Source organism: Bradyrhizobium sp. IAR9 (assembly GCF_013408065.1).
Lineage (GTDB): Bacteria > Pseudomonadota > Alphaproteobacteria > Rhizobiales > Xanthobacteraceae > Bradyrhizobium.
The window spans coordinates 74,453-97,851 of sequence record NZ_JACBZW010000003.1 but is presented as its reverse complement, the minus strand read 5'-3'; the positions used below and the strand labels follow the sequence as shown (position 1 = coordinate 97,851).

At 64.2% G+C, this 23,399-nt stretch carries 27 protein-coding genes; 12 read left to right on the top strand and 15 right to left on the bottom strand.

The genetic code is table 11. The features are described 5' to 3' along the window. Positions 1-418 precede the first annotated feature (418 nt). Positions 419-1,279, top strand: coding sequence for a sulfite exporter TauE/SafE family protein (locus GGD67_RS09485; protein ID WP_179732350.1), 861 nt, complete (start codon positions 419-421; stop codon positions 1,277-1,279). A gap of 184 nt (positions 1,280-1,463) precedes the next feature. Here the strand turns inward: GGD67_RS09485 and GGD67_RS09480 are convergent, their stop codons facing one another. Beyond that, a complete protein-coding gene (locus GGD67_RS09480) occupies positions 1,464-2,993 on the bottom strand; it encodes a malonyl-CoA synthase (protein ID WP_179732348.1) in 1,530 nt (509 codons plus the stop codon). 85 nt (positions 2,994-3,078) lie between these two features. On the opposite strand from GGD67_RS09480, the gene GGD67_RS09475 reads away from it, so the two are divergent. The 4 genes from GGD67_RS09475 to GGD67_RS09460 all read left to right on the top strand — a co-directional run bounded on the left by GGD67_RS09475 (position 3,079) and on the right by GGD67_RS09460 (position 6,392). Further along, entirely contained in the window at positions 3,079-3,840 is a 762-nt protein-coding gene (locus tag GGD67_RS09475; protein WP_026202097.1) for an SDR family oxidoreductase, read from the top strand. 332 nt (positions 3,841-4,172) lie between these two features. Beyond that, positions 4,173-4,727, top strand: a complete 555-nt coding sequence (locus GGD67_RS09470) for a fasciclin domain-containing protein (protein ID WP_018318924.1) — start codon at positions 4,173-4,175, stop codon at positions 4,725-4,727. Positions 4,728-4,909: 182 nt separating this feature from the next. Further along, entirely contained in the window at positions 4,910-5,539 is a 630-nt protein-coding gene (locus tag GGD67_RS09465; RefSeq protein ID WP_018318923.1) for a cytochrome b/b6 domain-containing protein, read from the top strand. Between the two features lie 70 nt (positions 5,540-5,609). Continuing rightward, a complete protein-coding gene (locus GGD67_RS09460; RefSeq protein WP_179732346.1) occupies positions 5,610-6,392 on the top strand; it encodes a molybdopterin-binding protein in 783 nt (260 codons plus the stop codon). Between the two features lie 107 nt (positions 6,393-6,499). On the opposite strand, the gene GGD67_RS09455 is transcribed toward GGD67_RS09460, so the two are convergent. Continuing rightward, the gene (locus GGD67_RS09455; protein ID WP_179732344.1) at positions 6,500-7,720 is read right to left on the bottom strand and encodes a YbfB/YjiJ family MFS transporter; all 1,221 of its coding nucleotides are present in this window, start codon (positions 7,718-7,720) and stop codon (positions 6,500-6,502) included. A gap of 130 nt (positions 7,721-7,850) precedes the next feature. Between GGD67_RS09455 and leuB the strand changes: the two genes are divergently transcribed. Together leuB and GGD67_RS09445 are read left to right on the top strand one after the other, a co-directional pair. Beyond that, the gene (gene leuB, locus GGD67_RS09450) at positions 7,851-8,963 is read left to right on the top strand and encodes a 3-isopropylmalate dehydrogenase (RefSeq protein WP_018318921.1); all 1,113 of its coding nucleotides are present in this window, start codon (positions 7,851-7,853) and stop codon (positions 8,961-8,963) included. A 132-nt stretch (positions 8,964-9,095) separates the two neighbouring features. Continuing rightward, positions 9,096-9,734 (top strand): DapH/DapD/GlmU-related protein, encoded by a 639-nt coding sequence (locus GGD67_RS09445; RefSeq protein ID WP_179732342.1) that lies wholly within the window; start codon positions 9,096-9,098, stop codon positions 9,732-9,734. A gap of 189 nt (positions 9,735-9,923) precedes the next feature. Here GGD67_RS09445 and GGD67_RS09440 read toward each other — a convergent pair whose 3' ends face one another. Continuing rightward, entirely contained in the window at positions 9,924-10,310 is a 387-nt protein-coding gene (locus GGD67_RS09440; RefSeq protein ID WP_179732340.1) for a hypothetical protein, read from the bottom strand. A 157-nt stretch (positions 10,311-10,467) separates the two neighbouring features. Then, a complete protein-coding gene (locus GGD67_RS09435; RefSeq protein ID WP_018318919.1) occupies positions 10,468-11,256 on the bottom strand; it encodes a hypothetical protein in 789 nt (262 codons plus the stop codon). Between the two features lie 116 nt (positions 11,257-11,372). On the opposite strand from GGD67_RS09435, the gene GGD67_RS09430 reads away from it, so the two are divergent. After that, positions 11,373-12,407: an aspartate-semialdehyde dehydrogenase gene (locus GGD67_RS09430; protein WP_018318918.1), complete on the top strand. Its 1,035-nt coding sequence runs from the start codon at positions 11,373-11,375 to the stop codon at positions 12,405-12,407. A gap of 117 nt (positions 12,408-12,524) precedes the next feature. Here the strand turns inward: GGD67_RS09430 and GGD67_RS09425 are convergent, their stop codons facing one another. Further along, complete coding sequence (locus GGD67_RS09425) at positions 12,525-13,169, bottom strand: carbonic anhydrase (protein WP_018318917.1); 645 nt, start codon at positions 13,167-13,169, stop codon at positions 12,525-12,527. A 111-nt stretch (positions 13,170-13,280) separates the two neighbouring features. Here GGD67_RS09425 and GGD67_RS09420 point away from each other — a divergent pair, with 111 nt between their 5' ends. Next, on the top strand, positions 13,281-14,162 hold the full coding sequence (locus GGD67_RS09420; RefSeq protein ID WP_179732338.1) for a CoA ester lyase: 882 nt from the start codon (positions 13,281-13,283) through the stop codon (positions 14,160-14,162). 4 nt (positions 14,163-14,166) lie between these two features. On the opposite strand, the gene GGD67_RS09415 is transcribed toward GGD67_RS09420, so the two are convergent. From GGD67_RS09415 to GGD67_RS09395, 5 genes are all read right to left on the bottom strand, one after another. Further along, positions 14,167-15,018 (bottom strand): Crp/Fnr family transcriptional regulator, encoded by an 852-nt coding sequence (locus GGD67_RS09415; RefSeq protein WP_210286403.1) that lies wholly within the window; start codon positions 15,016-15,018, stop codon positions 14,167-14,169. A 337-nt stretch (positions 15,019-15,355) separates the two neighbouring features. Beyond that, positions 15,356-15,775 (bottom strand): hypothetical protein, encoded by a 420-nt coding sequence (locus tag GGD67_RS09410; RefSeq protein WP_091965007.1) that lies wholly within the window; start codon positions 15,773-15,775, stop codon positions 15,356-15,358. Positions 15,776-15,999: 224 nt separating this feature from the next. Next, a complete protein-coding gene (locus tag GGD67_RS09405; protein ID WP_179732336.1) occupies positions 16,000-16,785 on the bottom strand; it encodes a hypothetical protein in 786 nt (261 codons plus the stop codon). A gap of 77 nt (positions 16,786-16,862) precedes the next feature. After that, a complete protein-coding gene (gene leuD, locus GGD67_RS09400; protein ID WP_018318912.1) occupies positions 16,863-17,468 on the bottom strand; it encodes a 3-isopropylmalate dehydratase small subunit in 606 nt (201 codons plus the stop codon). A gap of 275 nt (positions 17,469-17,743) precedes the next feature. Next, positions 17,744-18,142, bottom strand: coding sequence for a metallopeptidase family protein (locus GGD67_RS09395; RefSeq protein WP_092261453.1), 399 nt, complete (start codon positions 18,140-18,142; stop codon positions 17,744-17,746). 252 nt (positions 18,143-18,394) lie between these two features. On the opposite strand from GGD67_RS09395, the gene GGD67_RS09390 reads away from it, so the two are divergent. Together GGD67_RS09390 and GGD67_RS09385 are read left to right on the top strand one after the other, a co-directional pair. Then, entirely contained in the window at positions 18,395-18,670 is a 276-nt protein-coding gene (locus GGD67_RS09390; RefSeq protein WP_179733018.1) for a hypothetical protein, read from the top strand. A gap of 17 nt (positions 18,671-18,687) precedes the next feature. Beyond that, complete coding sequence (locus GGD67_RS09385) at positions 18,688-18,948, top strand: hypothetical protein (RefSeq protein WP_179732334.1); 261 nt, start codon at positions 18,688-18,690, stop codon at positions 18,946-18,948. A 4-nt stretch (positions 18,949-18,952) separates the two neighbouring features. Here the strand turns inward: GGD67_RS09385 and GGD67_RS09380 are convergent, their stop codons facing one another. Further along, positions 18,953-19,252, bottom strand: a complete 300-nt coding sequence (locus GGD67_RS09380) for a DUF1330 domain-containing protein (RefSeq protein WP_018318908.1) — start codon at positions 19,250-19,252, stop codon at positions 18,953-18,955. Between the two features lie 178 nt (positions 19,253-19,430). On the opposite strand from GGD67_RS09380, the gene GGD67_RS09375 reads away from it, so the two are divergent. Beyond that, positions 19,431-19,967 (top strand): hypothetical protein, encoded by a 537-nt coding sequence (locus tag GGD67_RS09375; protein WP_179732332.1) that lies wholly within the window; start codon positions 19,431-19,433, stop codon positions 19,965-19,967. A 114-nt stretch (positions 19,968-20,081) separates the two neighbouring features. Here the strand turns inward: GGD67_RS09375 and GGD67_RS09370 are convergent, their stop codons facing one another. From GGD67_RS09370 to trmD, 4 genes are all read right to left on the bottom strand, one after another. Beyond that, on the bottom strand, positions 20,082-20,291 hold the full coding sequence (locus GGD67_RS09370; RefSeq protein WP_018318906.1) for a hypothetical protein: 210 nt from the start codon (positions 20,289-20,291) through the stop codon (positions 20,082-20,084). Positions 20,292-20,385: 94 nt separating this feature from the next. Continuing rightward, the gene (gene leuC / locus GGD67_RS09365; protein WP_092261448.1) at positions 20,386-21,792 is read right to left on the bottom strand and encodes a 3-isopropylmalate dehydratase large subunit; all 1,407 of its coding nucleotides are present in this window, start codon (positions 21,790-21,792) and stop codon (positions 20,386-20,388) included. 328 nt (positions 21,793-22,120) lie between these two features. Beyond that, a complete protein-coding gene (rplS, locus tag GGD67_RS09360; protein ID WP_018318903.1) occupies positions 22,121-22,501 on the bottom strand; it encodes a 50S ribosomal protein L19 in 381 nt (126 codons plus the stop codon). A gap of 110 nt (positions 22,502-22,611) precedes the next feature. Beyond that, entirely contained in the window at positions 22,612-23,367 is a 756-nt protein-coding gene (trmD, locus tag GGD67_RS09355; protein ID WP_179733016.1) for a tRNA (guanosine(37)-N1)-methyltransferase TrmD, read from the bottom strand. Positions 23,368-23,399 lie beyond the last annotated feature (32 nt).

Sequence of the window (23,399 nt, the reverse complement as noted above, 5' to 3'; positions counted from 1 at the left end):
GCCATAAATCGAACCATGGTTCAGCTCTAGAGCCTTGATGAAACAAGGCCAATCAGGGGCTTGGTATACCAGGACATCGGTCCGCCAACCAAATTAAGAACTTAGATTCACTACTTCGCAGCCTGTGCGAGGCGCATTGAAATCACTATTGGAACGCCTCTAACCCACCGTCCGCTGCTCGCCGCTCGCGCCAATCGGTCCGTGTCGGCCATAGCCGCCTCACCAGGGCCAAGGCGACTCGGCCCGCCGTACGCTGGGCCCGTTTCGCTGGGACCGCGGATATGCGCAGCCCGCATTCCACCCCAGCCGGCACGTCCGGTGCGTCGACCACGCAACCCGGATCGCCTAAAGCTGGGACCGCAGCCGTCTCCGGCTGACGTCGGGAGAGGTTGCGACCAGTCGCCGGGGCAGGTCAGGGGTGATTGCAGGACTTGATATCAAGGACATCGTCGAGCTCGCGCTGCTGCTGATCGCAACCGGCGCGCTTTCGGGATTTTTGGCCGGCGTGTTCGGCATCGGCGGGGGCGCGATTCTCGTGCCGGTGTTCTACGAATGCTTTCGCATCGCCGGCGTGCCGCTGCAGGTGCGCATGCCGCTCTGCATAGGCACCTCGCTCGCGGTAATCATCCCGACCTCGATCCGTTCGTTCCAGGCGCATTACAAGCGCGGCGCCGTCGATATGGCCATCTTGCGGGTGTGGTGGCTGCCGATCGTGATGGGCGTGGTCGCCGGCAGCGTGGTCGCGCGCTATGCGCCGGAGCGGCTGTTCAAGATCGTGTTCGTCTGTGTCGCCTGGTCGGCGGCGGCACGCCTCATCTTCGCGCGCGAAGGCTGGAAGTTGGGCGACGATCTGCCGAAGGGTCCCTTGATGCGCGTCTACGGCTTTTGCGTCGGTATTCTTTCGACGCTGATGGGCATCGGCGGCGGCCTGTTCTCGAACCTGCTGATGACCTTCTACAGCCGTCCGATCCATCAGGCGGTGGCGACGTCATCCGCACTCGCGGTGCTGATCTCGATCCCCGGCGCGCTCGGCTACATCTATGCGGGCTGGCCTGCGGCGGCGAACTATCCGGCCGTCGCAGCCCTGCAGATCCCGTTCGCACTCGGCTACGTCTCGCTGATCGGCGCCATGCTGGTGATGCCGATGAGCCTCGTCACCGCGCCGCTAGGCGTGAGAGCCGCGCATGCGATGTCGAAGCGCACGCTGGAAGTCGCGTTCGGATGTTATCTGTTGATCGTCGGCAGCCGGTTCGTGATGAGTCTGGTCGGCGGACTGTGAGTGGCGTGTGCCATAACGCTTACCACACACTCCGCTGTCATCGCCCGACTTGATCGGGCGATCCAGTATTCCAGAGACGGCGGTGCTTGCCTCGAAAGGCTGCGGCGTACTGGATACCCCGGTCAAGCCGGGCATGATAGCGCGTTTTGTTGATGCTCCTCGTCGCAACCTGCGACGAGTCCCCTCACTTCTTCGCGTAGATATCCTTGTACGTATCCCGCAGGATGTTCTTCTGCACCTTGCCCATGGTGTTTCGCGGCAGCTCGTCGACGACTAAGACGCGTTTGGGCATCTTGAACTTCGCAAGCCGCCCGTCGAGCGCCTTCAGTACCGAGTCCTCGCTCACGTCCGCGCCCTTGTTGCAGACCAGAACCGCCGTGACGCCCTCGCCGAAATCGGCGTGCGGCACGCCGATCACAGCGGATTCCACCACGCCCGGCATGGCGTCAATCTCGCTCTCGATCTCTTTCGGATAGACGTTGAAGCCGCCGGAGATCACGAGATCCTTGCCGCGGCCGAGGATGTGGACGTAGCCCTTGGCGTCGATCTTGCCGAGATCGCCGGTGATGAAGAAGCCGTCGTCGCGGAATTCGGACTTGGTCTTCTCCGGCATGCGCCAATAGCCCTTGAAGACGTTCGGGCCCTTGACCTCGATCATGCCGATCTCCTCGTGCGGCAGCTCCTTGCCCGTCTCGGGCTCGGTCACGCGCACGGAGACGTCCGGCAAGGGAAAGCCGACTGCGCCGGGCACGCGCTCGCCGTCATAGGGGTTCGACGTGTTCATGTTGGTCTCGGTCATGCCGTAGCGTTCGAGCACGGCGTGCCCCGTCCGCGCCGACCATTCGCGATGGGTCTCCGCCAGCAGCGGCGCCGAGCCCGAGATGAACAGTCGCATATGCTTGGTCGTCTCCTTCGACAGCGCAGGGTTCTGGAGCAAGCGCGTATAGAAGGTCGGCACGCCCATCAGCACCGTGGCGCGCGCCATCAGCTTGATCATCAAATCCGGATCGAGCTTCGGCAGGAAGATCATCGACGCCCGCGCGAACAGTGTCACGTTGGTCGCCACGAACAGGCCGTGCGTGTGATAGATCGGCAGCGCGTGGATCAGCACGTCCTTGTCGGTGAAGCGCCAGTAGCCGACGAGCGAGAGCGAGTTCGACGCCAGATTATCATGCGTCAGCATCGCGCCCTTGGAGCGCCCCGTGGTGCCCGAGGTGTAGAGGATGGCGGCGAGATCGTCGTTCGCCCGCGCGACGGTCGTGAATTCGCTGCTGGCCTTGTCGGCGGCTTCCGTCAGCGAGCCCTTGCCGTCAGCTCCGAGCGTCTCGATCTTGGCCTTTACCTTGGCGGCGATCGGGGCGAGGCCCTCCGCCTTGGAGGGATCGCAGACCACCAGCGACGGCTCGGCGTCGCCGATGAAGTAGTCAAGCTCGTTCAGCGTATAGGCGGTGTTGAGCGGAAGGTAGACCGCGCCGGCCCTGACAGTGCCGAGATACAGCACGATATTGGCGACGGATTTCTCGACCTGCACCGCAACGCGGTCGCCCGGCTTCACGCCGCGCGCGACCAGCACATTTGCCATCTGCCCGGCCCGCGCGATCAACTCGCCATAGCTGATATGGCCGCCGTCATGCGTCTCGATGGCGAGGCGCTTCGGATCGTCCAGGCCGTCGAACAGGCGGGAGAACAAATTGGCGTTGGCAGCTGGGTTCATGCAACATTCCTCGCCGGCGAAGGCCGGTCAAACCGAGGGCTGGATTAGCAAAAACCGCCCCAATGAAGCAACGGAGACAGTTTGCATGACAAAAGGTGGGAAACGCGTGGCCTGGGTCACGGGCGGAGGCAGCGGGATCGGCGAGGCCGGCGCCGAGGCGCTGGCGGCCGACGGCTGGACGGTGGTGGTGTCCGGCCGGCGGAAGGACGCCCTGGATACCGTGGTTGCCAAAATCGCCAAGACGGGCGGGGCGGCCGAGGCCATCGCGCTGGACGTGGCCAACGCTGCGGAAGCCCAGAAAGCCGCCGATCAGATCGTCGCCAGGCACGGCCGCATCGACCTCCTGGTCAACAATGCCGGCATCAATGTTCCCAAGCGCAGCTGGAAGGACATGGAACTGGAGGGCTGGGACAGACTGGTCCAGGTCAATCTCAACGGCGTGCTCTATTGCATGCGCGCGGTGCTGCCGACGATGCGCAAGCAGCAGGACGGCGCAATCATCAACGTCTCGTCCTGGGCCGGCCGCCACGTCTCGAAGATGCCGGGGCCGGCCTACACCACGACCAAGCATGCGGTGCTGGCGCTGACCCATTCCTTCAACATGGACGAATGCGTCAACGGCCTGCGCGCCTGCTGTCTGATGCCGGGCGAGGTAGCGACGCCGATCCTCAAGCTGCGCCCGGTGGTGCCGAGCGAGGACGAGCAGGCCAAGATGCTGCAATCCGAAGATCTCGGCCGCACCATCGCGTTCATCGCGAGTATGCCGCCGCGCGTCTGCATCAACGAGCTGCTGATCAGCCCGACGCATAATCGCGGATTCATTCAGACGCCGAACAACAGGGATTGAGGTTCGTACACCGTCTCAACGGGCACATTGCCGTAGGGTGGGCAAAGGCGCGAAGCGCCGTGCCCACCACCTCTCTCCATTTGCGGTTGGTGGGCACGCTGCGCTTTGCCCACCCTACGGCACCGTCCTTGGCGTGCTCGCGCATCACACGGACACGCCGCTCCATAGTTTCACGCATCACAAAGAATTTTTCTCCGAAACCGCAACCCGAACCCTCCCGTAGTTCGGTCCAACGACGGCGCTGCTGCTTCACGCCAACAGGTCGCAGTCGCCGTTGTTGCCCCAACCCAACACCGGCCATCGCCGGTACCAATTCAATCGGGAGACTTTCCATGTCGAAGCGCATTGCCTATCTCGCCGCCGCCGCCTTCAGCGCCCTGGCCATCACCGCGACCGTCGTCGCGCCTGTCCGCGCCGAGGAGAAGACCGTCATGGTCGGCGGCGCCGCGATGTTCCCGTCCAAGAACATCGTCCAGAACGCGGTCAACTCGAAGGACCACACCACGCTGGTCGCGGCGGTGAAGGCGGCCGGCCTGGTGCCGACGCTGGAAGGCAAGGGTCCGTTCACGGTGTTCGCGCCGACCAACGCCGCCTTCGGCAAGCTGCCGGCCGGCACCGTCGACAATCTGGTCAAGCCCGAGAACAAGGCGACCCTGACCAGGATCCTCACCTACCACGTCGTGCCCGGCAAGCTCGAGGCCTCCGACCTCACCGAGGGCAAGAAGCTGAAGACCGCCGAAGGCGAGGAACTGACGGTCAAGAAGATGGACGGCAAGACCTGGATCGTCGATGCCAAGGGCGGCACCTCGATGGTCACGATCTCCAACGTCAACCAGTCCAACGGCGTGATCCATGTGGTCGACACCGTGCTGATGCCGGCGACGTAACACCGCGCGATCCTGTTTCATCCCCGAGCAGGATGCGACGAAACGGCGAGCCGGGGGCACCCGGCTCGCTTTATTGTGACCGTCATAGCCCGACGCTATCGATTCGATGGCGGACAGGGCGTAACGAAAGCGGGCGCATCGGCGTATAAGCGGTGTCACACGACATTCAGGACGGAACCATCATGTCGAGCCTCACAGTCACCGACGAACAGGTCAGCGCCGCCCCGGCCAAAGTGATCCAGCCGGCCTGGGTTCGCGTCATGCACTGGGTCAATGCGCTGGCCATGATCCTGATGATCCTGTCGGGCTGGCAGATCTACAACGCCTCGCCGCTGTTCGGCTTCAGTTTTCCGCGCGAGTACACGCTCGGCGGATGGCTCGGCGGCGGCCTGCTCTGGCACTTTGCGGCGATGTGGCTGTTGATGATCAACGGGCTCGCCTATCTCATCACTGGCTTCGCCACCGGCCGCTTCCGCAAGAAGCTGTTGCCGATCACACCGTCGGGCGTGCTCCACGACGTCAGGGCAGCGCTGACCTTCAAGCTCGGCCATGACGACCTTACCGTCTACAATTACGTGCAGCGCCTGCTCTATGCCGGCATCATCGTGGTCGGCGTGCTGATCGTGCTCACGGGCTTGGGGATGTGGAAGCCGGTGCAGCTCTATTATCTCGTCGCCCTGTTCGGCGACTACCCGACCGCGCGCTACATCCATTTCTTCTGCATGGTCGCGATCTGCGCGTTCCTCGTCGTTCACGTTCTGCTCGCGCTGCTCGTGCCGAAGAGCCTGCGCGCCATGATCATCGGTCGCTAGAGCATGATCCGGAAAAGTGTAAAGCGGTTTTCCGACAAGATCATGCTCAAAATAGATTTGTGAGGAGAACATGGCCAAGCGTTCATTCCTGATCCCCGGCGTCGACAAGCGGCTCCTGATCAAGGACTCCATCAAGACGATGCCCGACGTCACCCGCCGTCGCTTCATCGCGGGCGGCGCCAGTCTCGGCGCGCTGACGTTGCTCACCGGCTGCGATGTGATCGACTCGTCCTCGGCGGAGGAGATGCTGAAGCAGGTCTCGAAATTCAACGACGCGGTGCAGGCCTTCATCTTCAATCCCGACGCGCTGGCGCCGACTTTTCCCGAGAGTACGATCACGAAGCCGTTCCCGTTCAATGCCTATTACGATCTCGACGACGCACCCGACGTCGCTGGCGCCGACTGGAAACTCGAGGTTCGCGGCCTTGTCGACAACAAGAAGTCGTGGACGCTGGACGAGCTCTACAAGCTGCCTGAGGTCACGCAAATCACGCGCCACATCTGCGTCGAGGGCTGGAGCGCGATCGGCAGCTGGACCGGCACGCCCTTGCGCGATTTCCTCAAGCTGATCGGCGCCGACACGCGCGCCAAATACGTCTGGTTCCAGTGTGCCGACAAGGACGGCTACAATTCGCCGCTCGACATGCGCAGCGCGCTGCATCCGCAGACCCAGATGACGTTCAAATACGCGAATGAAATCCTGCCGCGCGCCTACGGTTTTCCCATGAAGATCCGCGTGCCGACAAAACTCGGCTTCAAGAACCCGAAATATGTGGTCTCGATGGAAGTCACCAACGACTACAAGGGCGGCTATTGGGAAGACCAGGGGTATAATTCGTTTAGCGGGAGCTGATCGCCGTTCCGGCGAAGCTGCCGTAGGGTGGGCAAAGCGAAGCGTGCCCACCATTCCATCCATCATGAATAAAACCGTGGGCACGGCGCTACGCGCCTTTGCCCACCCTACGGCGCCGATTCCTTGGCTGGCCACACCTTCCGCTGACACAGCGACGCGACCGCCCCCAGCGCCAGCAGCGCCGCCGATACGTTGAGCGCGTAGCTCAAGCTCCCCAGCGCGTCCGTGATGGCGCCGACCACGATCGGCCCCAGCGTTTGCCCGACGCCGAACGAAATCGTCATCGCCGCGATCGCGGTCGGCCACATCGCCGGCGGATAGTTGAAGCGCACGAAGGCGGTGGTCGAGCCGACCACGGCGAAGAAGGCGACGCCGAACACCACGGCGGAGACCGCGAGCCAGGCCGGTGAATGTCCGAGCATCGGCAGGGCCGCGCCGAGCGCGTTGGTGCCGAGGATGATGGCGGTGGCCAATCCGCCGCGATCGAGCGCCAGCACGCCGCGCCAGGCCCAGGGGGTCACGAAGGCGGACAGGCCGATCAGGCCCCAGAACGCCGCTTGTGCTGCGGCCCCGCCGCCGCCGTCGCGTACATAGGCGATCATGAAGGTCATGTAGCCGATGTAGCCCGCGCCGAACAGGAAATAGCCCGCGAGGTAGATCAGCACGGGACGAATCGCGAAGGCGGCGTGGCTGCCTTCGGAGAAACGGGCGCCGCTCTCGATGCGGATCAGGAACAGCGGCACGGTCATCGCGGCCGAGAGCAGTGTCAGCGCCCACCACACCATCCACCACGAGCCCGGCCCGAAATATTGCAGCGTGAACGGCGCGATCAGTCCCGAGGACAGAATGCCGATGCCGGGCCCGGCATAGAACAGGCTGAGCAGGAAATTGGCCCGCTCCGGGCGCGACTGGGCGATGGTCGCAGCGAGCGCGCCGCCGGCGACGAAGCCCGCCGCGGCCCCGAGACCGAGTACGAGGCGCGCCAGGCTCAGCGCGACGAAATTCCCCGTCAGCGCACAAATGGCGAGCGCGGCGACGCAGGCCACAGTTCCGCCGCGGATCGCGGCCGCCCAGCCGACGCGCTGGATCAGGCGCGAGGCCACAAGCGCGCCGACGAGATAGCCGACGGCGTTGATGGTGTTCATGAATCCGGCCGCCGAGTAGGACCAGCCGAGGGCCTCCCGCATGTCGGGCAGCACCAGCGCATAGGCAAAGCGGCCGATGCCGAGCCCGACCGTCGCCGCCAGCGACAGGGTCAGGATCAGCCGCGCGGGATGCGCGTCAGGCGGGACACGGCGGTCTTTAGTAAAGCAGTCTTGGGCGTGCAAGGGGTTCTCCGGCCCACCCAGTGTGGCAGGCCCCGTCCGCCTTGCACAGCCGCACCCCGGCAATGGTGTCTTGCCAAGCGCGCAACGCCGCTCTAGCACTCCGGCCGAATTCGACCTGAGAGGAACGACCATGGCGACCCACAAATTGCTGCTGCTTCCCGGCGACGGTATCGGCCCCGAGGTGATGGGCGAGGTGAAGCGGCTGATCGACTGGCTCAATTCGGCCGGGATCGCCAAGTTCGAGACGGACACCGGCCTCGTCGGCGGCTCCGCCTATGACGCGCACAAGGTGTCGATCTCCGAAGGCGACATGGCCAAGGCGCTTGCGGCCGACGCCATCATCTTCGGCGCGGTCGGCGGTCCGAAGTGGGACGCGGTGCCCTACGAGGTGCGCCCCGAAGCCGGCCTCTTGCGCCTGCGCAAGGATCTGGCCTTGTTCGCCAACCTCCGTCCCGCGGTGTGCTACCCGGCGCTGGCCGATGCATCGAGCCTGAAGCGTGAGGCCGTCGAAGGCCTCGACATCGTCATCGTGCGCGAGCTCACCGGCGGCGTCTATTTCGGCGAGCCCAAGACCATCACCGACCTCGGCAATGGCCAGAAGCGCGCCGTCGATACCCAGGTCTACGACACCTATGAGATCGAGCGCATCGGCCGCGTCGCCTTCGAGCTTGCCAGGAAGCGCAAGAACAAAGTGACGTCGATGGAAAAGCGCAACGTCATGAAATCGGGCGTGCTCTGGAACGAGGTCATGACCCAGGTCCACAAGCGCGAATACCCTGATGTCACGCTCGAGCACCAGCTCGCCGATTCCGGCGGCATGATGCTGGTGAAATGGCCGAAGCAGTTCGACGTCATCGTCACCGACAATCTGTTCGGCGACATGCTGTCCGACATCGCGGCGATGCTGACGGGATCGCTTGGCATGCTGCCCTCGGCCTCGCTCGGCGAGGTCGACGTCAAGACCAAGAAGCGCAAGGCGCTGTACGAGCCCGTGCATGGCTCGGCGCCTGATATCGCAGGCCAGGGCCTCGCCAATCCCATCGCGATGATCTCGTCGTTCGGCATGGCGCTGCGCTATTCCTTCGACATGGGCGCGCTCGCCGACAAGGTCGACGCCGCGATCGCCGCGGTGCTCGCCAGCGGTCTGCGCACAGCCGACATCAAGTCGGAAGGCACCACGGCCGCCTCGACCACGCAGATGGGCGAAGCGATCCTGAAGGAACTGCAGAAGCTGCACGCGTAACGGCAGGCACCGCTCTCGTAGGGTGGGCAAAGCGAAGCGTGCCCACGTTCTGAGTGCTGATTAGAAAGAGATGGTGGGCACGGCGCGTTGCGCCTTTGCCCACCCTGCGGCACCTGCTCTCGGAGCTGATTCATGGACGCTTCACCCCGCCCCAAGATCGCGGAAACCATCATCCATGACACGGTGCGCCAGCGCGAGGCGCAGATCGGGCGGCGCTGCGAGGTCCTCAGCCACACCCGCATCGAATATGCCTCGCTCGGCGACTACTCCTATCTCGGCGAGAACTGCGAGGTCGCCGACGCGGAAATCGGAAAATTCACGGCCATCGCCAATTCGGTGCGGATCGGTGCGCCCAATCATCCGATGGGCCGGCCGTCGCAGCATCGCTTCACCTACTGCCCGGAATATTACGAGGCGGGCGTGACGCGCGACCGCGACTTCTTCGCGGACCGCCGCGGCGACCGGGTGATCGTCGGCAATGATGTCTGGATCGGGCACGCCGCCATCCTGCTGCCCGGCGTGAACGTTGGTGACGGCGCGGTGATCGCTGCGGGCGCGGTGGTCAGCCGCGATGTCGAGCCCTACACGATCGTCGGCGGCGTTCCCGCGCGTCCGATCCGCAAGCGCTTTCCTGATTCCGTTGCGGACAGCCTGCGCCGCATCGCCTGGTGGGATTGGCCGGATGAGCTCATCTTCGAGCGCCTCGCCGATTTCCGCTCCGAAGCGATCGAGGAGTTTTGCAGGCGCTATGATCCGGCTGCGAACGCGTGAGGCGCACGCATCTCACCCAAGCAACAGGAATCGTAGGGTGGGCAAAGCGAAGCGTGCCCACGCATTTTTCGTGACCGAGAGAGATCGTGGGCACGGCGCAAGGGCGCCTTTGCCCACCCTACGGCACCTCGCAAAAACAAAAATGGCCGGGCGCGAGCCCGGCCATTTTGATTCGGTCGATAACTCCGCTCAGTACAGCGGGAAATTCTGCGGGTAGCCGCCGACGTCCTGCGGCGGCGAAAGCGGCTGGCGGTCGATCGGGCGGTTGAGATTCTCGCGGGCAAAGGACGGATAACCAACCGCCGGCGGGAAGGCGTAGTCGGAGAACTTGCGGTCGCCCGGATTGACCTCGGTGCCGCCGTCGAGCCAGGAGCGCTTGCTCACATAGATGCGGGTGCGGCCCTGCTGGTAGACGGCGTTGGGTCCACCAGGGCCGTAATAGTGCCGGCCACGTTCGTCATAGCGCTTGGTCTTGGTGTCAGCCGAGGCCGGCGTCGCCACAATGGCAGAGGACATGGCAATCACGGCGCCCGCTGCAAGCAAGGTCGCCAATTTGGCAGAGAATTTCGAGCTCATCACGTCCCCTTCAGGCGGCAGGCCGCCAGTCGATTTCACCCCCATACTAGCCCGGCCGGGGTGAGCGCAACTAGGTCTATTGGGTCACACCAGCTCGGAATAATCGCGCGCGCTGGCAAAAGTTGCATCAATACCAGCCACTTGAGCTTGATGCCGGTCAAAGCGCCCCGCGCAATTGCGCGTTGGCGGCGCCCAGCAGCCAGTCCGGCGAGCCCGCGAGGTCACAACCGCGGCGCTTCAGCTCGGCATGGGCGAACAATTCCGCCAGCTTCGGCTCGTTGCCGGAGGTCAGCAGCGTCAGCCGGTTCAGCGTGCAGGCGATCGCCGCGCGCCGGGCGGGCAGGGTATCGCCCTGGCAGGAGAAGCCGGAGATCTGCAAGGCCGGCTCCTCGTTGCGCTTGAGGTAGCCGAGGCAGGCCGGCGTCCCCTTGTCCGTGCCGATCGGCCGGAACAGCGCGACGGGGCCGAATTTCGTCTCGATCAGGCCGGCTTGCTCGAGCGGGGTGGCCGCTCCGAGGCCCATCTGGACGGCGAGGTCCATCGCGACAGGACGGGTCACATCGAATTCGCCACCTTCCCGATAGATTTCGAGCTCGGCCACCGGCTGGTCCGCCGCGCTCGCCCAGCGCATCACGTCTTTGCGGCCGCCTTCGGGATGCCGAAGGATGGTGTAAGAGGTTGTTTTATCTGATGAATCGATCCGGCTCAGGGCGAAGGCCGGGTGCGAGCGATCGGCCGTGCTCCAGCCCGGCTTGTCTGCGGGATCATCGCCGCGCAGCTCGGGCAGCTGGCCGAGCGCCGCGAGGGCGAGGATGGCAAACAGCGCGAGCGCCCCCACATAGGCGACCAGATGCGCCAGCGTGCCGACGACCTCGTCGGCGATAGCCAAGAGAGTCAGGTGGATCTGGGTAGGGCTAACGGCCGTGCTGGCCTCAGGCGACTGCATCCACGTCCCTAAGGCATGGTCCAACGTTGTCTTGAGGCCGGTTCTCGCATAGAAGCGCTGCTCTTCCCGTTTAAGCGTCAGCTTCGGGAACGGGCTTTTTCATCGGAGAGTGAACGATGGGTTACAAAGTCGCAGTCGTCGGCGCGACCGGCAATGTCGGACGGGAAATGCTCAACATTCTCGATGAGCGCAAATTCCCCGCGGACGAGGTCGTGGCGCTGGCGTCACGCCGCAGCGTCGGCGTCGAGGTCTCCTATGGCGACCGCACCCTGAAGTGCAAGGCGCTCGAGCATTACGACTTCTCCGACGTCGACATCTGCCTGATGTCGGCCGGCGGCGAGGTGTCGAAGGAATGGTCGCCGAAGATCGGCGCCGCCGGCGCCGTCGTGATCGACAACTCGTCGGCCTGGCGCATGGATCCGGACGTGCCGCTGATCGTGCCGGAGGTGAACGCAGGCGCGACCGAAGGCTTCAAGAAGAAGAACATCATCGCCAACCCGAACTGCTCGACCGCGCAGCTCGTGGTCGCGCTCAAGCCGCTGCACGAGAAGGCGACCATCAAGCGCGTCGTGGTCTCGACCTATCAATCGGTGTCGGGCGCCGGCAAGGACGGGATGGACGAGCTGTTCTCGCAGACCAAGGCCGTCTACACCAACGACGAGCTGGTCGCGAAGAAATTCCCCAAGCGCATCGCCTTCAACGTCATCCCCCACATCGACGTCTTCATGGAGGACGGCTACACCAAGGAAGAGTGGAAGATGATGGCGGAGACCAAGAAGATTCTTGATCCCAAGATCAAGCTCTCCGCCACCTGCGTGCGCGTGCCGGTGTTCGTCGGCCACTCCGAGGCCGTCAACATCGAGTTCGAGAATCCGATCACGGCGGATGAGGCGCGCGACATCCTGCGCAAGGCGCCCGGCTGTCTCGTCATCGACAAGCAGGAGCCCGGCGGCTACGCGACGCCTTACGAAGCGGCCGGCGAGGACGCGACTTACATCAGCCGCATCCGCGAGGACGCGACGGTTGAGAACGGTCTCGTGCTGTGGTGCGTGTCCGACAACCTCCGCAAGGGCGCCGCGCTCAACGCCATCCAGATCGCGGAAGTGCTGATCAACCGCAAGCTGATCAGCGCGAAGAAGCAGGCGGCGTAAGGCACGTCACCGCTGCCGTAGGGTGGGCAAAGGCGCAAAGCGCCGTGCCCACCATTCTTTCCGATTGCGACAGGTGGTGGGCACGGTTCGCTTTGCCCACCCTACGAGAGCGGTGGCCTACGCCACGCCCCGCGCGTTCTTGAATTCCTTCGCAACCTTGTCCAGCACGAACAGCGATCCCTCCGCGACGCCGAAATAGGCGCCGTGGGTCTGCATCTGGCCGCTGTCGACTGCCTTCTGTACGAACGGGAACGTCATCAGGTTTTCCAGGCTGCGGAACACCGCGGCCTTCTCGATGCGCTCGACGAATTGCGCCATGCTCTCATGGTCGCGCTGCTCGACCACTTCACCCGGCTTGATGAACATCTGCATCCATTTGCCGATGAAGTCGCCGGGCGTGAGCGGCTCGATCTTGTCGACGAAGGCGCGGATGCCGCCGCATTGGGCGTGGCCGAGCACCACGATGTGCTTCACCTTCAGCACCGTCACCGCATATTCCAGCGCGGCCGAGACGCCATGCGCGTTGCCGTCGGGCTGATACACGGGCACCAGATTGGCGATGTTGCGGACCACGAACAATTCGCCCGGGCCGACGTCGAAGATCACTTCCGGCGAGACGCGGCTGTCGCAGCAGCCGATCACCATCACTTCCGGCGATTGCCCCTTCACCGAGAGGTCGCGATAGCGGGTCTGCTCGGTCGGCAGCCGCTGGGTGGCGAAGGCCCTGTAGCCTTCCAGCAAATGCTCTGGGAATGTCATCATACCTATGCCTAATCATAGACCGCAGGGGCGAACAAGCCTTTCGAATAGGCAGGCCAGGTGCTATCGGCTTCGATCAAGAGCCCGCTTGAGGAAACCGGAAGGAACGCTCGCATGACCCGCCCGCGCCGCAGCCATCTGTTCATGCCCGGCTCCAACCCCCGTGCGCTGGAAAAGGCGCGCAATCTCGCCGCCGACGGCCTGATCCTGGATCTGGAAGATTCCGTCGCGCCGGATGCCAAAGCGGTGGCCCGTGATGGGATCGCCGCCGCGATCGCAGCCAAGGGCTTTGGCAAGCGCGAGATCCTGATCCGGACCAACGGTCTCGACACGCCCTGGTGGGCCGACGATCTCGCCATGGCCGCCAAGGCTTCGCCCGACGGCATCCTGGTTCCAAAAGTTTCAAGTGTCGAAGATCTCGATACGATCGGCCTCCGTCTTACCGAGCTTGGCGCGGCGCCGACGGTGAAGGTCTGGGCCATGATCGAGACCGCGCGCGCCGTGCTGCACGCGGAGGAGCTGGCCGAGGCCGGGCGCGATCCATCGCGGCGCCTCTCCGGCTTTGTGTTCGGCCCGAACGATATCTCACGCGAAACGCGCATCAGGATGCTGCCCGGCCGCGCCGCGATGATCCCGATGATCACGCACTGCATCCTGGCGACGCGCGCCCACGGCCTTGAAATCCTCGACGGCCCCTACAGCGACATCGCCAATTCCGACGGCTTCGCCACCGAATGCGCGCAGGGCCGCGATCTCGGCTTCGACGGCAAGACGCTGATCCACCCCTCGCAGATCGACGCCTGCAACGCGATCTTCACGCCGCCCGAAGAGGAAGTCGCGCGCGCGCGAAAAATCATCGCGGCGTTCGAGCTGCCGGAGAACGTCTCGCGCGGCGCGATCCGGTTGGATGGTGCGATGGTCGAGCGGCTGCACGCCGACATGGCCCGGCGCACGATCGCAATCGCGGATGCTATTGCCGCGATGAGCAAGGGCTGAAGCGTCAACTCGAAAAAGCGATATCCGCTTTTCCGCGACAAACCGCCATCTTCTGTTCGCCAAGAGCAGAGGAGGACGGTGCGGCCAATTCCTCGCAGTACATTCGATCGATGTTGCGCTGCATGAGCGCATAACAATCGCATGCGACCTTCTCGAGCCGCGCCCGATCGATCTCTACAAACCCGCGTCCGTCGGACGGGACCGCGCCGGCCTCGCGTAGCTTGCTCATCGTCAGGGTTACTGTCGTCCGTCGCACCCCAAGCAGTTGCGCAAGCGCCTCCTGCGTCACCGGAAGCCGGTCATCGGGCACGCGGTCGTGAAGCTGCAGGAGCCACCGCGCCATGCGGCCATCCACCCGGTGGAGCGCGTTGCAAGCGGCTACGTGCTGGAGCTGCAATAACACCGCGCGGGCGTGGACCTGCACCACGTTCCTGATGGCTGTGCTTTGCGCAAAGGCGGCGCGAAATTTGGCGGCGGAAATCAGCGATGCAGTACCGGCTATGCGAGTAACCGCGGTCACGGATGAAAGCGACGGGCCGAGCACGGAGAACGAGGCCAAGGCGCCTTCCCGTCCCATCAAGGTGGTTGCGACCGTTTGCCCGTCCGGCATATCGAGCATGAAGGCGATTGCGCCGCTATGGGGAAAATAAACCGGGTCGAGCTCATCGCCCGACCGCACCAGGACGGCATCGGGTTCGAACGAGACCTTCTGGAAGTAGGGCGTGAGCAAGCCGAGATCCGCCGGCGGCAACGCCGCCAGCAGCCGATTCCCGATGCCCGCGCGGTGGACGGTCACGATGCTTTCTTGTGAACGAGCACCCAATGAACGACGGGATCGATCTGTTTCATTTGCCATGATTATCCGAAATACGAATTGCCCGAAGCGAAACTATCCAAACAGAGCCATTCGTCGAGATCAAGCACGGATAATTGCGGTGGCCTTGCCGGCATCCTCGCCGCGCAAACGGAATCTTGCATACATCATACTATTCGCGATCTTTTTGCCGCTCGGCGAGGTGCACCACGTGCTGATCGACCAGTGATGGTTGCGGCAGCGCGCGAGTTTAACCTTGACCCGGCGCGGATCTCTGGGGAGATCTGCCATACCCCGCTATCAGCGGCACAGCAGACATCCTTGCGCCGATCCAAGGTAGGGATTGATGATTGTGCGGCGAGCGAATCTTCTGCGCCGCTCACCGCGGCGCGACATCGGCGCGATCGAGCGATTCGAGCGTCGCGGCGTTGCCGCAGTAGCCGTGATAGTTCTCCGCGGCAGTGCCGTCGGCCAGATCGCGGTCGCATTGTCCCTTGTTGTTGCAGAGCGAGCAGACCCGCTCCATGTCGCGGAGCAGCAGCGGCTGCGCGCGGCCGAGGCCTTCGGCGCTGATGCCGAGTTGCTGCAGCATCATTGGCAGCTCGTCGGCAGAATGCTTGCCGTGGCGGACCAGTTCCTCGAGATCGTCAGGCGCGATCCGCAGGTCGCTCGCGATCCGGTCGAAATCGGCGCGATCGAGCTGCCGCATCTCGTTCAGCTCGCGGCGATGCTTCAGCCAGCTCGCAAAGGAGTCGATGAGGTCCTGGACGATGGGATATGGCCTGCTTGCGGTGCTCATGGAAAGCTCCCTTCGGACAGCGGAATTGGAGCGAATTAAGCACAATGATGCAGAAGCGCGTTGCGCTGGATCAAACTGGATTCGAGCGGGGAAAATTGCTCTCGTGCCCCGGACGCGGTGCGGCGCGAAGTGCCGCTCCGCAGAGCCGGGACCCATCTCGCCACGTTACTGGGCCCCGGCAGCGCATCACCAAGGGGTGCTGCGCTGCGTCCGGGGCACGAGAGCTAAGCGAATCTCTCCGTCGCCCAGGCATATAGGCTGCCCGGAATCGGCTTCTCGCCGCCGCGGCCCTTGGGCGAGATGTGCAGGCCGATGATCTCGCGGTTGGTGACGAGGCCGAGATAGCTCGAGGGGTCGAAGAACAGCTTTGGCTCGGCATGCACGGCGTAGAACGATTGCTTGGGCAGCGCGTTTTGCAGTTCGCCGGTGCGGCGCGCGAGCGCGGTGAGTGCCGCGGGGCCGAAGATCGCGACGCGGATATCGGCGAGGCGGTTCGAGCCGCCGCGCAGGCGGCGCATCATGAAGGTGATGCGATGGCGGACCGACAGCCAGTTCGGCGTCAGCTCCTCCTGCTCCATCAGCTCCTCGAAGGCGGCAACGATGCCGTGCCCGGGCGGCAGGTAGATCACGGAATTGCCGAGCTGGCGTGGCCGCTCCCAGGCAAAGTAAGGCTTTGCCGGATCAATCTCGACCGGCTTCAAGAGCAGCACGTCGGCGTCGAGCCAGAGGCCGAGATTCTTCGCCATCAGCTTCATGCGGAAGAAATCGCTGAACTGCAGCGTGGTCCAGTCGCGCCAGCTTCCGTCCGGTTGCGGGGGCCGCAAGCGTTCCGAGAACGCATGCGGCAGGATCGCTTCGGCATCCGCGTTGGCGACGCCGGCGGGCAGGCCGGGAATGGTGTCGAAGCTGTAGACCGTGACCTTGTGGCCGGCCGCCAGCTGCGAGCGCAGACAGGTCTGGCGCAGGGCGTCCATCGGGCCATGCCAGAAGGTGACGATGTCGGGCAGCATGCGCGGAAGCTATAATATTCAGGACAAAGAAAAAGCCCCGGCGCCGACAGCACCGGGGCTCGAATGAAATCCTACGATCAGGCCCAGGCGCGTTCGCGCTTGAGCTTGTCCTCATAGGTGTCGATCGAGGACTTCTTCTCCATCGTCAGGCCGATGTCGTCGAGGCCGTTGATCAGGCAGTGCTTGCGGAACGGATCGATCTCGAACTTGACCTTGCCGCCATCGGGGCCGCGGATCTCCTGGTTCGGCAGGTCGATCGTCAGCGTCGCGTTGGCGCCGCGCTCGGCATCGTCGAACAGCTTGTCGAGGTCTTCCTGGCTGACGCGGATCGGCAGAATGCCGTTCTTGAAGCAGTTGTTGTAGAAGATGTCGCCGAACGAGGTCGAGATCACGCAGCGGATGCCGAAGTCGAGCAGCGCCCAGGGCGCATGCTCGCGGCTCGAGCCGCAGCCGAAATTGTCGCCGGCGACCAGCACCTTCGCATTGCGATAGGCGGGCTGGTTGAGAACGAAGTCCGGATTCTCGCTGCCGTCGTCCTTGTAGCGCTGCTCGGAGAAGAGCCCCTTGCCAAGGCCGGTGCGCTTGATGGTCTTGAGGTACTGCTTCGGAATGATCATGTCGGTGTCGACATTGATGATCTTCAGCGGCGCCGCGACGCCTTCCAGCGTGGTGAACTTGTCCATGGTTGCGCTTTTCCGGGGTGGTTCAGGGAAGGCGTGTTTATCGTGTCCGGGGCCTGAATCCTAGGCCGAATTCGGCAGGTCTCGTCTGCTTGGCTGGTTTGAGGCAGAGCTGGTGCGGCGTCGGGACTTCACCTCTCCCGCTTGCGGGGGAGGTCGACGCGCGAAGCGCGGCGGGTGGGGGCTCTCGCCTCTAGGGGACTGTCCCGCTGCGGAGAGACCCTCTCCCCAGCCCTCCCCGCAAGCGGGGGAGGGGGCTCATCTCACGCCGGCGCTTCCTACTCCGCCTTTGCCTCAATCGCCGCCATATCGTCGTCCGACAGGCCAAAATGGTGGCCAATCTCGTGGATCAGGACGTGGCGGACGATATGGCCAAGGCTCTCGTCGTGCTCGGCCCAGTAATCCAGGATCGGCCGGCGGTAGAGCCAGACCATGTTGGGCAGCCGCGCCACGTCACCAAGGCTCTGCTGCGGCAGGCCGACGCCCTGGAACAGGCCGAGCAGGTCGAACTCGCTCTCGCATTCCATCTCGTCCAGGACCTCCTCGGTCGGGAAGTCGTCGACGCGGAGGATCACGCCCTCGCACAGGCTACGAAATTCCGCCGGCAGGCGCTCGAAGATGTCGTGTGCCGTCGCTTCCATCTCGGCCAGCGAGGGCGCTTTCAATTCCGTCCACATGGGGTTGTTCTAAAGCGTTTTCGAGCGAAGTGGATACCGCTTCGCGTGAAGAAAACGCGTCAAAGTAAGAATCTGGAGCCGGTTTCAATTCCATTGTAACGGGCTCCGGCGCGGGTTTCCCGCTGATGCATCCCGCTTTATAAAGCGCGGCGAGGTTGACGGGCGCCGCCAAAACGGGGAGCGTGGGCCTCGAACGGGACGTTTCAGGTGGGCGGAAAAATGCGAGCGAAAACAGCGCTGACGCTACTGTGCATGGGGTTGTTTTCGCCATTTTGCGTTGGCGCCGAGGCCCAGACCGCCGGCCCCGAGATTCGCCTCGCCCAGGCAGCCCCGGCTGATGCCCCGCCGCCGCGCAAGCGGCCGCCACGCTTGCGCGTCACGCCCTATTACAGCCCTGACGGCGTCTATCCGCGCTACAATCCGGGTCCCAATGCGGTCCGCGAATGCAACGCGACCTATGTGCAGGAATTCCGGCCCAGCGGCACGGTGATCGTGCCGCGGATGAGCTGCTACTGGCGCCCCGGCTGATGCCCCAAGGGATCGCCATGGCGAGATGGTTTGCATTGGCCGTTGTCGTCGCGCTAGCGGCGGGCCTGCCTCGCGCGGCCGCGGCGCCAAGGACGACGGTGCCGGAGGCCTCGGCGGGGATCGCAGTTTTCGATGTGCGGCGACCCGCGCGGACCCAACATATTGCGCGGCCCGTCGTGCGCCATGATCCCCGCTATTACGCGCGGCCGGTCCACTACCGTCCTTATCCCTACGGCGTGCCCGCGCCCTTCGTGTTCGGCTACGGGCCGTTCTGGTGACGTCCTAGCCGGCGGGCGCAAATCCCTTGACCAGTAACACGGTCGCCTGCGCGCCCGCCTTGCGGTCGCGCGAAATCTCCTCGTAGTCGGGTGAGTTCGAGAAGGCGAGGAAGGCGGCCTCGTCCGGAAACGACATCATGACCAGCTTGTCGTGCGGCCACGCCCCTTCGAGCACGCGCGGTCGCTCATCGGCAGCGAGCAGGCGCCCATTGTACTTCTTGAACACATCGAAGAACCGCGCCTGATAGCGATCGTAGGCTGCGCGGTCGGTCATCTTCAATTGTGCAATCGCGTAGACGGTCATCTCAAGACTTCCTTCCCGTAGCGGCACAGCGCCGCAGCGCGGCGCCCGCCTCGTTCATTCATGGCGCGTTCACATCGCTGTTAGCAATTTAACCCCGCGAGCGACTGCAATTGAACAGGGATGACGCGGGCCGGGAACGAGCATCGCTGCTCCGCTGTCCAGATTCAGGGAGAAGTCCATGCTGAGGAGTTTGGGTCTCCGGGCAGGCCCGGTGCGCCTGCTCGGGATTGCGGCTGCGGCGACGCTGATGCTGTCGGCCGGGAGCGCGCATCGCGCTGAAGCGCTCACCTTGATCAATCCGGCGACGTCACCTGCGACGAAAGCTGCGGCCGACGACCTCGTCACGCAGGTCCGGCACGGCGGCGGTGGGCATGGTGGTGGCGGACATTTTCACGGCGGCGGTGGCTTCCGCGGTGGCGGCGGACATTTCGGCGGCTTCCGCAGCGGCGGCTTTCATGGCGGCGGCTTCCGCGCCGGGCCGGCCTTCCACGGCGGCGGCATTCGCTACGGCGGATTCCGTCATTATGGCGGCTATCACCGCCACTGGGGCTATCGTCCCCATTTCGGCCATCGCCACTTCCACCGGCGCTATTATGTCGGCGGCTATTATCCCTATTACCATTATCCGCGCCGCTGCCGGGTCATCTGGACCTATTACGGCCCGCGCCGCATCTGCCGCTGGCATCGCTGGCACCATCCGTATCGGTATTGGTGATGTGAGTTGCTAGTTCCGCACGCGTCATGGCCGGGCTTGTCCCGGCCATCCACGTTCTTTGGCTCGAGCAAAGTTCGTGGATGCCCGGGACAAGCCCGGGCATGACGAATGCTGTTACAGCCAATCCTTCAGCTTCCACGACGAAGCTTTCCACCGCATCAGATTATCGAGCTTCCACTGCTTGAACATCGCAGGCGGCCAGCGGCTGAGCTTCGAGGTCTCCTCGACCTCGGGCTTGGCGACGATGTGCAAGCGCGGCGCGCGCCGGCGGTGCTGGCGCGTGGCCTCGCTGATCAGGTCGACATATTCGGGCTTGTTGGCCATGGCGCGCGTCCTCGCGAAAACCTCGCGAGGACGAGAGTGTCAGGCGATCGTTTAACGGCTGTTTGCCGCGATCGCTACAATTGCAGGCAGTGGCTTAGCGCCAGTCCCTGACGTCGACGAAGTGACCCGCGATCGCCGCCGCTGCCGCCATCGCCGGCGACACCAGATGGGTGCGGCCCTTGAAGCCCTGGCGGCCCTCGAAATTGCGGTTCGAGGTCGAGGCGCAACGCTCTTCCGGAGCCAGCTTGTCCGGGTTCATCGCAAGGCACATCGAGCAGCCCGGCTCGCGCCATTCGAAGCCGGCCTTGATGAAGATCTTGTCGAGACCCTCGGCCTCGGCCTGCTCCTTGACGATGCCGGAGCCCGGCACGACCATGGCGTTGACATGCGCCGAAACGGTCTTGCCTTCGGCGATCTTCGCAGCAGCGCGCAGATCTTCGATGCGGCCGTTGGTGCAGGAGCCGATGAAGATGCGGTCGACCTTGATGTCGGTGATCTTCGTACCCGCGGTCAGGCCCATGTACTTGAGCGCACGATGCTTGGAGAGACGCTTGGCCTCGTCCGCAATCTGGTCGGGGTCGGGCACGATGCCGGTCACCGAGATGACGTCCTCAGGCGAAGTGCCCCAGGTCACGATCGGCGGCAGCTTGGCCGCATCGAGGCGCAACTCGTTGTCGAAATGCGCGCCCTCGTCGGAGCGCAGCTTCTCCCAGTAGCGCATCGCCGCGTCCCAGTCGGCGCCCTTCGGCGCTTTGGGGCGGCCGCGCAGGAAGTCGAACGCCTTCTGGTCGGGTGCAACGAGGCCGGCGCGCGCGCCGCCTTCGATCGACATGTTGCAGACCGTCATGCGGCCTTCCATGCTGAGCGCGCTGATGGCGTCGCCGGCGTATTCCAGCACGTAGCCGGTGCCGCCCGCGGTGCCGATCTCGCCGATGATGGCGAGGATGATGTCCTTGCCCGTCACGCCATCGGGCAATTTGCCGTCGACGGTGACGCGCATGTTCTTGGCCTTCTTCTGGATCAGCGTCTGCGTCGCCAGAACGTGCTCGACCTCGCTCGTGCCGATGCCGTGCGCGAGCGCGCCGAACGCGCCATGCGTCGAGGTGTGGCTGTCACCGCAGACGATGGTGGTGCCGGGCAGGGTAAAACCCTGCTCGGGGCCGATGACGTGGACGACGCCCTGGCGCTTGTCGAACTCGTTGTAATATTCGATGCCGAATTCCTTGGCGTTCTCGGCCAGCGCCTTGATCTGCTCGATGCTTTCAGGATCGGGATTCGGCTTGGTGCGATCGGTGGTCGGCACGTTGTGGTCGACGACGGCGAGCGTCTTCTCGGGCGCGTGCACCTTGCGGCCGGTGGCGCGCAGGCCTTCGAACGCCTGCGGCGAGGTCACCTCGTGCACCAGGTGGCGGTCGATATAGAGCAGGCAGGTGCCGTCCTCGGCTTCGTGCACCAGGTGGTCGTTCCAGATCTTGTCGTACAATGTGGTCGGCTTGGACATGAGCTTGAGCTCCGAAAGAATGTTGTGTCAGCGGATAGGCGCGCGCGGCGCGCCGGCAACAAAATCGTCAGCGCAGCTTTTAGGCTGCGCGCGTAAGCTCTGACGTTGCCGAGGTCGCGAAGCGTCCGAAGAACCGGCCAGGCAGCCGCGAGCGATCGTCGATGACGATGCGCTTGACGGGGGCGAGGCTGGTCGGATCTGGAAACATTCCAAGAATATATAGCAGGCCGAATTGGAAGCGCGAGTGGTTTGACGCGCACGGCTGACGCAACAAAAAAGCGCGGAGCCGAGCTCCGCGCTTTCGAAAACTTGCCTGGTGGGGCGGAGCTTACTCGCCGACCGCGGTCTGGCGGTCCTGCTTCTCGACGATGCGGGCCGACTTGCCGCGAAGGTTGCGGAGGTAATAGAGCTTGGCGCGACGCACCTTGCCGCGACGCACCACCTTGATCGAGTCGATCATCGGCGACATCACCGGGAACACGCGCTCCACGCCCTCGCCATAGGAGATCTTGCGGACGGTGAAGCTCTCGTTGAGGCCACCGCCGGAACGGCCGATGCAGACGCCTTCATAGGCCTGCACGCGGGTACGGTCGCCTTCGACCACCTTCACGTTGACGATCACGGTGTCGCCGGGACCGAATTCTGGAATGTCCTTGCCGGCGGACAGCTTGTCGAATTGCTCTTGCTCGAGCTGCTTGATCAGGTTCATGGGTAAATCTCCATCGGCGCGCCCAGCCCTGGAAACGGGGGGCTGCGCAAAATTCGTCTATCCAGCCATTGCGGATTTGGCCGCTCCTATAAGGCAAGCCGGAGCGTTTGTCACCCGTCTGTCTTGTTTTTTGGCGTTTTTTGGCGACCGGCCCGATTCGCCGGCTTGGGTGGGATCTGGGCCCATAAATCGGGCCGCCGAACCGCCGTGAGGGCCTCGGATTGGGCCCGCCGCCAGCTTGCAACCTTGGCATGGTCGCCGGAGGTCAGGATCTCCGGGATCGGGGCCCCCTCGAACAGCTGCGGACGGGTGTATTGGGGGTACTCTAAAAGGCCATCGGAGAAGCTTTCCTCGGTTCCCGAGGCCTCCTTGCCCATCACGCCCGGCAGCAGCCGGACGCAGGCATCGATCAGGGCTAAAGCTGCGATTTCGCCCCCGGACAGCACGTAATCCCCGATCGAGACCTCCTCCAGGCCCCGCCCGTCGATCACCCGCTGGTCGATCCCCTCGAACCGCCCGCAGACGATCAGGGGGCCGGGGCCCCCGGCGAGCTCGGCAACCCGGGCCTGGGTCAATGGTCGACCGCGCGGGCTCATCAGCAGGCGCGGCCGCTCGGGGGCGATCTCGGCGGCATCGATGGCTGCCGCCAGAACATCCGCCCGCAGCACCATGCCCGGCCCGCCGCCGGCCGGGGTGTCGTCGACGCTGCGATGGCGGTCGGTGGCGGACGCCCTTATGTCCCGCGCCTCAATCTCCCAGAGCCCCGAGGCCAGCGCCCGGCCAGCAAGGCTCACGCCGAGCGGCCCCGGAAACATCTCCGGAAACAGCGTCAGCACCGTCGCGCGCCAGGGTGAGGGGTTTGCCATCGCAATCAGCTTAGCCAAAAACCACGGCCCGT

Bases quoted from the DNA above. Each gene is read 5' to 3' on its own strand.
- GGD67_RS09430 (WP_018318918.1), top strand. From the start codon at position 11,373: ATGGGTTACAAAGTCGCAGTCGTCGGCGCGACCGGCAATGTCGGACGG.
- GGD67_RS09410 (WP_091965007.1), bottom strand. From the start codon at position 15,775: ATGAGCACCGCAAGCAGGCCATATCCCATCGTCCAGGACCTCATCGAC.
- GGD67_RS09370 (WP_018318906.1), bottom strand. From the start codon at position 20,291: ATGGCCAACAAGCCCGAATATGTCGACCTGATCAGCGAGGCCACGCGC.
- GGD67_RS09460 (WP_179732346.1), top strand. From the start codon at position 5,610: ATGGCCAAGCGTTCATTCCTGATCCCCGGCGTCGACAAGCGGCTCCTG.
- GGD67_RS09440 (WP_179732340.1), bottom strand. From the start codon at position 10,310: ATGAGCTCGAAATTCTCTGCCAAATTGGCGACCTTGCTTGCAGCGGGC.
- GGD67_RS09475 (WP_026202097.1), top strand. From the start codon at position 3,079: ATGACAAAAGGTGGGAAACGCGTGGCCTGGGTCACGGGCGGAGGCAGC.
- GGD67_RS09425 (WP_018318917.1), bottom strand. From the start codon at position 13,169: ATGATGACATTCCCAGAGCATTTGCTGGAAGGCTACAGGGCCTTCGCC.
- GGD67_RS09445 (WP_179732342.1), top strand. From the start codon at position 9,096: ATGGACGCTTCACCCCGCCCCAAGATCGCGGAAACCATCATCCATGAC.
- GGD67_RS09375 (WP_179732332.1), top strand. From the start codon at position 19,431: ATGCTGAGGAGTTTGGGTCTCCGGGCAGGCCCGGTGCGCCTGCTCGGG.
- leuB (WP_018318921.1), top strand. From the start codon at position 7,851: ATGGCGACCCACAAATTGCTGCTGCTTCCCGGCGACGGTATCGGCCCC.
- leuD (WP_018318912.1), bottom strand. From the start codon at position 17,468: ATGGACAAGTTCACCACGCTGGAAGGCGTCGCGGCGCCGCTGAAGATC.
- GGD67_RS09435 (WP_018318919.1), bottom strand. From the start codon at position 11,256: ATGCAGTCGCCTGAGGCCAGCACGGCCGTTAGCCCTACCCAGATCCAC.
- GGD67_RS09420 (WP_179732338.1), top strand. From the start codon at position 13,281: ATGACCCGCCCGCGCCGCAGCCATCTGTTCATGCCCGGCTCCAACCCC.
- GGD67_RS09405 (WP_179732336.1), bottom strand. From the start codon at position 16,785: ATGCTGCCCGACATCGTCACCTTCTGGCATGGCCCGATGGACGCCCTG.
- GGD67_RS09395 (WP_092261453.1), bottom strand. From the start codon at position 18,142: ATGTGGACGGAATTGAAAGCGCCCTCGCTGGCCGAGATGGAAGCGACG.
- GGD67_RS09390 (WP_179733018.1), top strand. From the start codon at position 18,395: ATGGGGTTGTTTTCGCCATTTTGCGTTGGCGCCGAGGCCCAGACCGCC.
- GGD67_RS09465 (WP_018318923.1), top strand. From the start codon at position 4,910: ATGTCGAGCCTCACAGTCACCGACGAACAGGTCAGCGCCGCCCCGGCC.
- GGD67_RS09385 (WP_179732334.1), top strand. From the start codon at position 18,688: ATGGCGAGATGGTTTGCATTGGCCGTTGTCGTCGCGCTAGCGGCGGGC.
- GGD67_RS09415 (WP_210286403.1), bottom strand. From the start codon at position 15,018: ATGGCAAATGAAACAGATCGATCCCGTCGTTCATTGGGTGCTCGTTCA.
- leuC (WP_092261448.1), bottom strand. From the start codon at position 21,792: ATGTCCAAGCCGACCACATTGTACGACAAGATCTGGAACGACCACCTG.
- GGD67_RS09380 (WP_018318908.1), bottom strand. From the start codon at position 19,252: ATGACCGTCTACGCGATTGCACAATTGAAGATGACCGACCGCGCAGCC.
- trmD (WP_179733016.1), bottom strand. From the start codon at position 23,367: ATGGCAAACCCCTCACCCTGGCGCGCGACGGTGCTGACGCTGTTTCCG.
- GGD67_RS09480 (WP_179732348.1), bottom strand. From the start codon at position 2,993: ATGAACCCAGCTGCCAACGCCAATTTGTTCTCCCGCCTGTTCGACGGC.
- rplS (WP_018318903.1), bottom strand. From the start codon at position 22,501: ATGAACCTGATCAAGCAGCTCGAGCAAGAGCAATTCGACAAGCTGTCC.
- GGD67_RS09470 (WP_018318924.1), top strand. From the start codon at position 4,173: ATGTCGAAGCGCATTGCCTATCTCGCCGCCGCCGCCTTCAGCGCCCTG.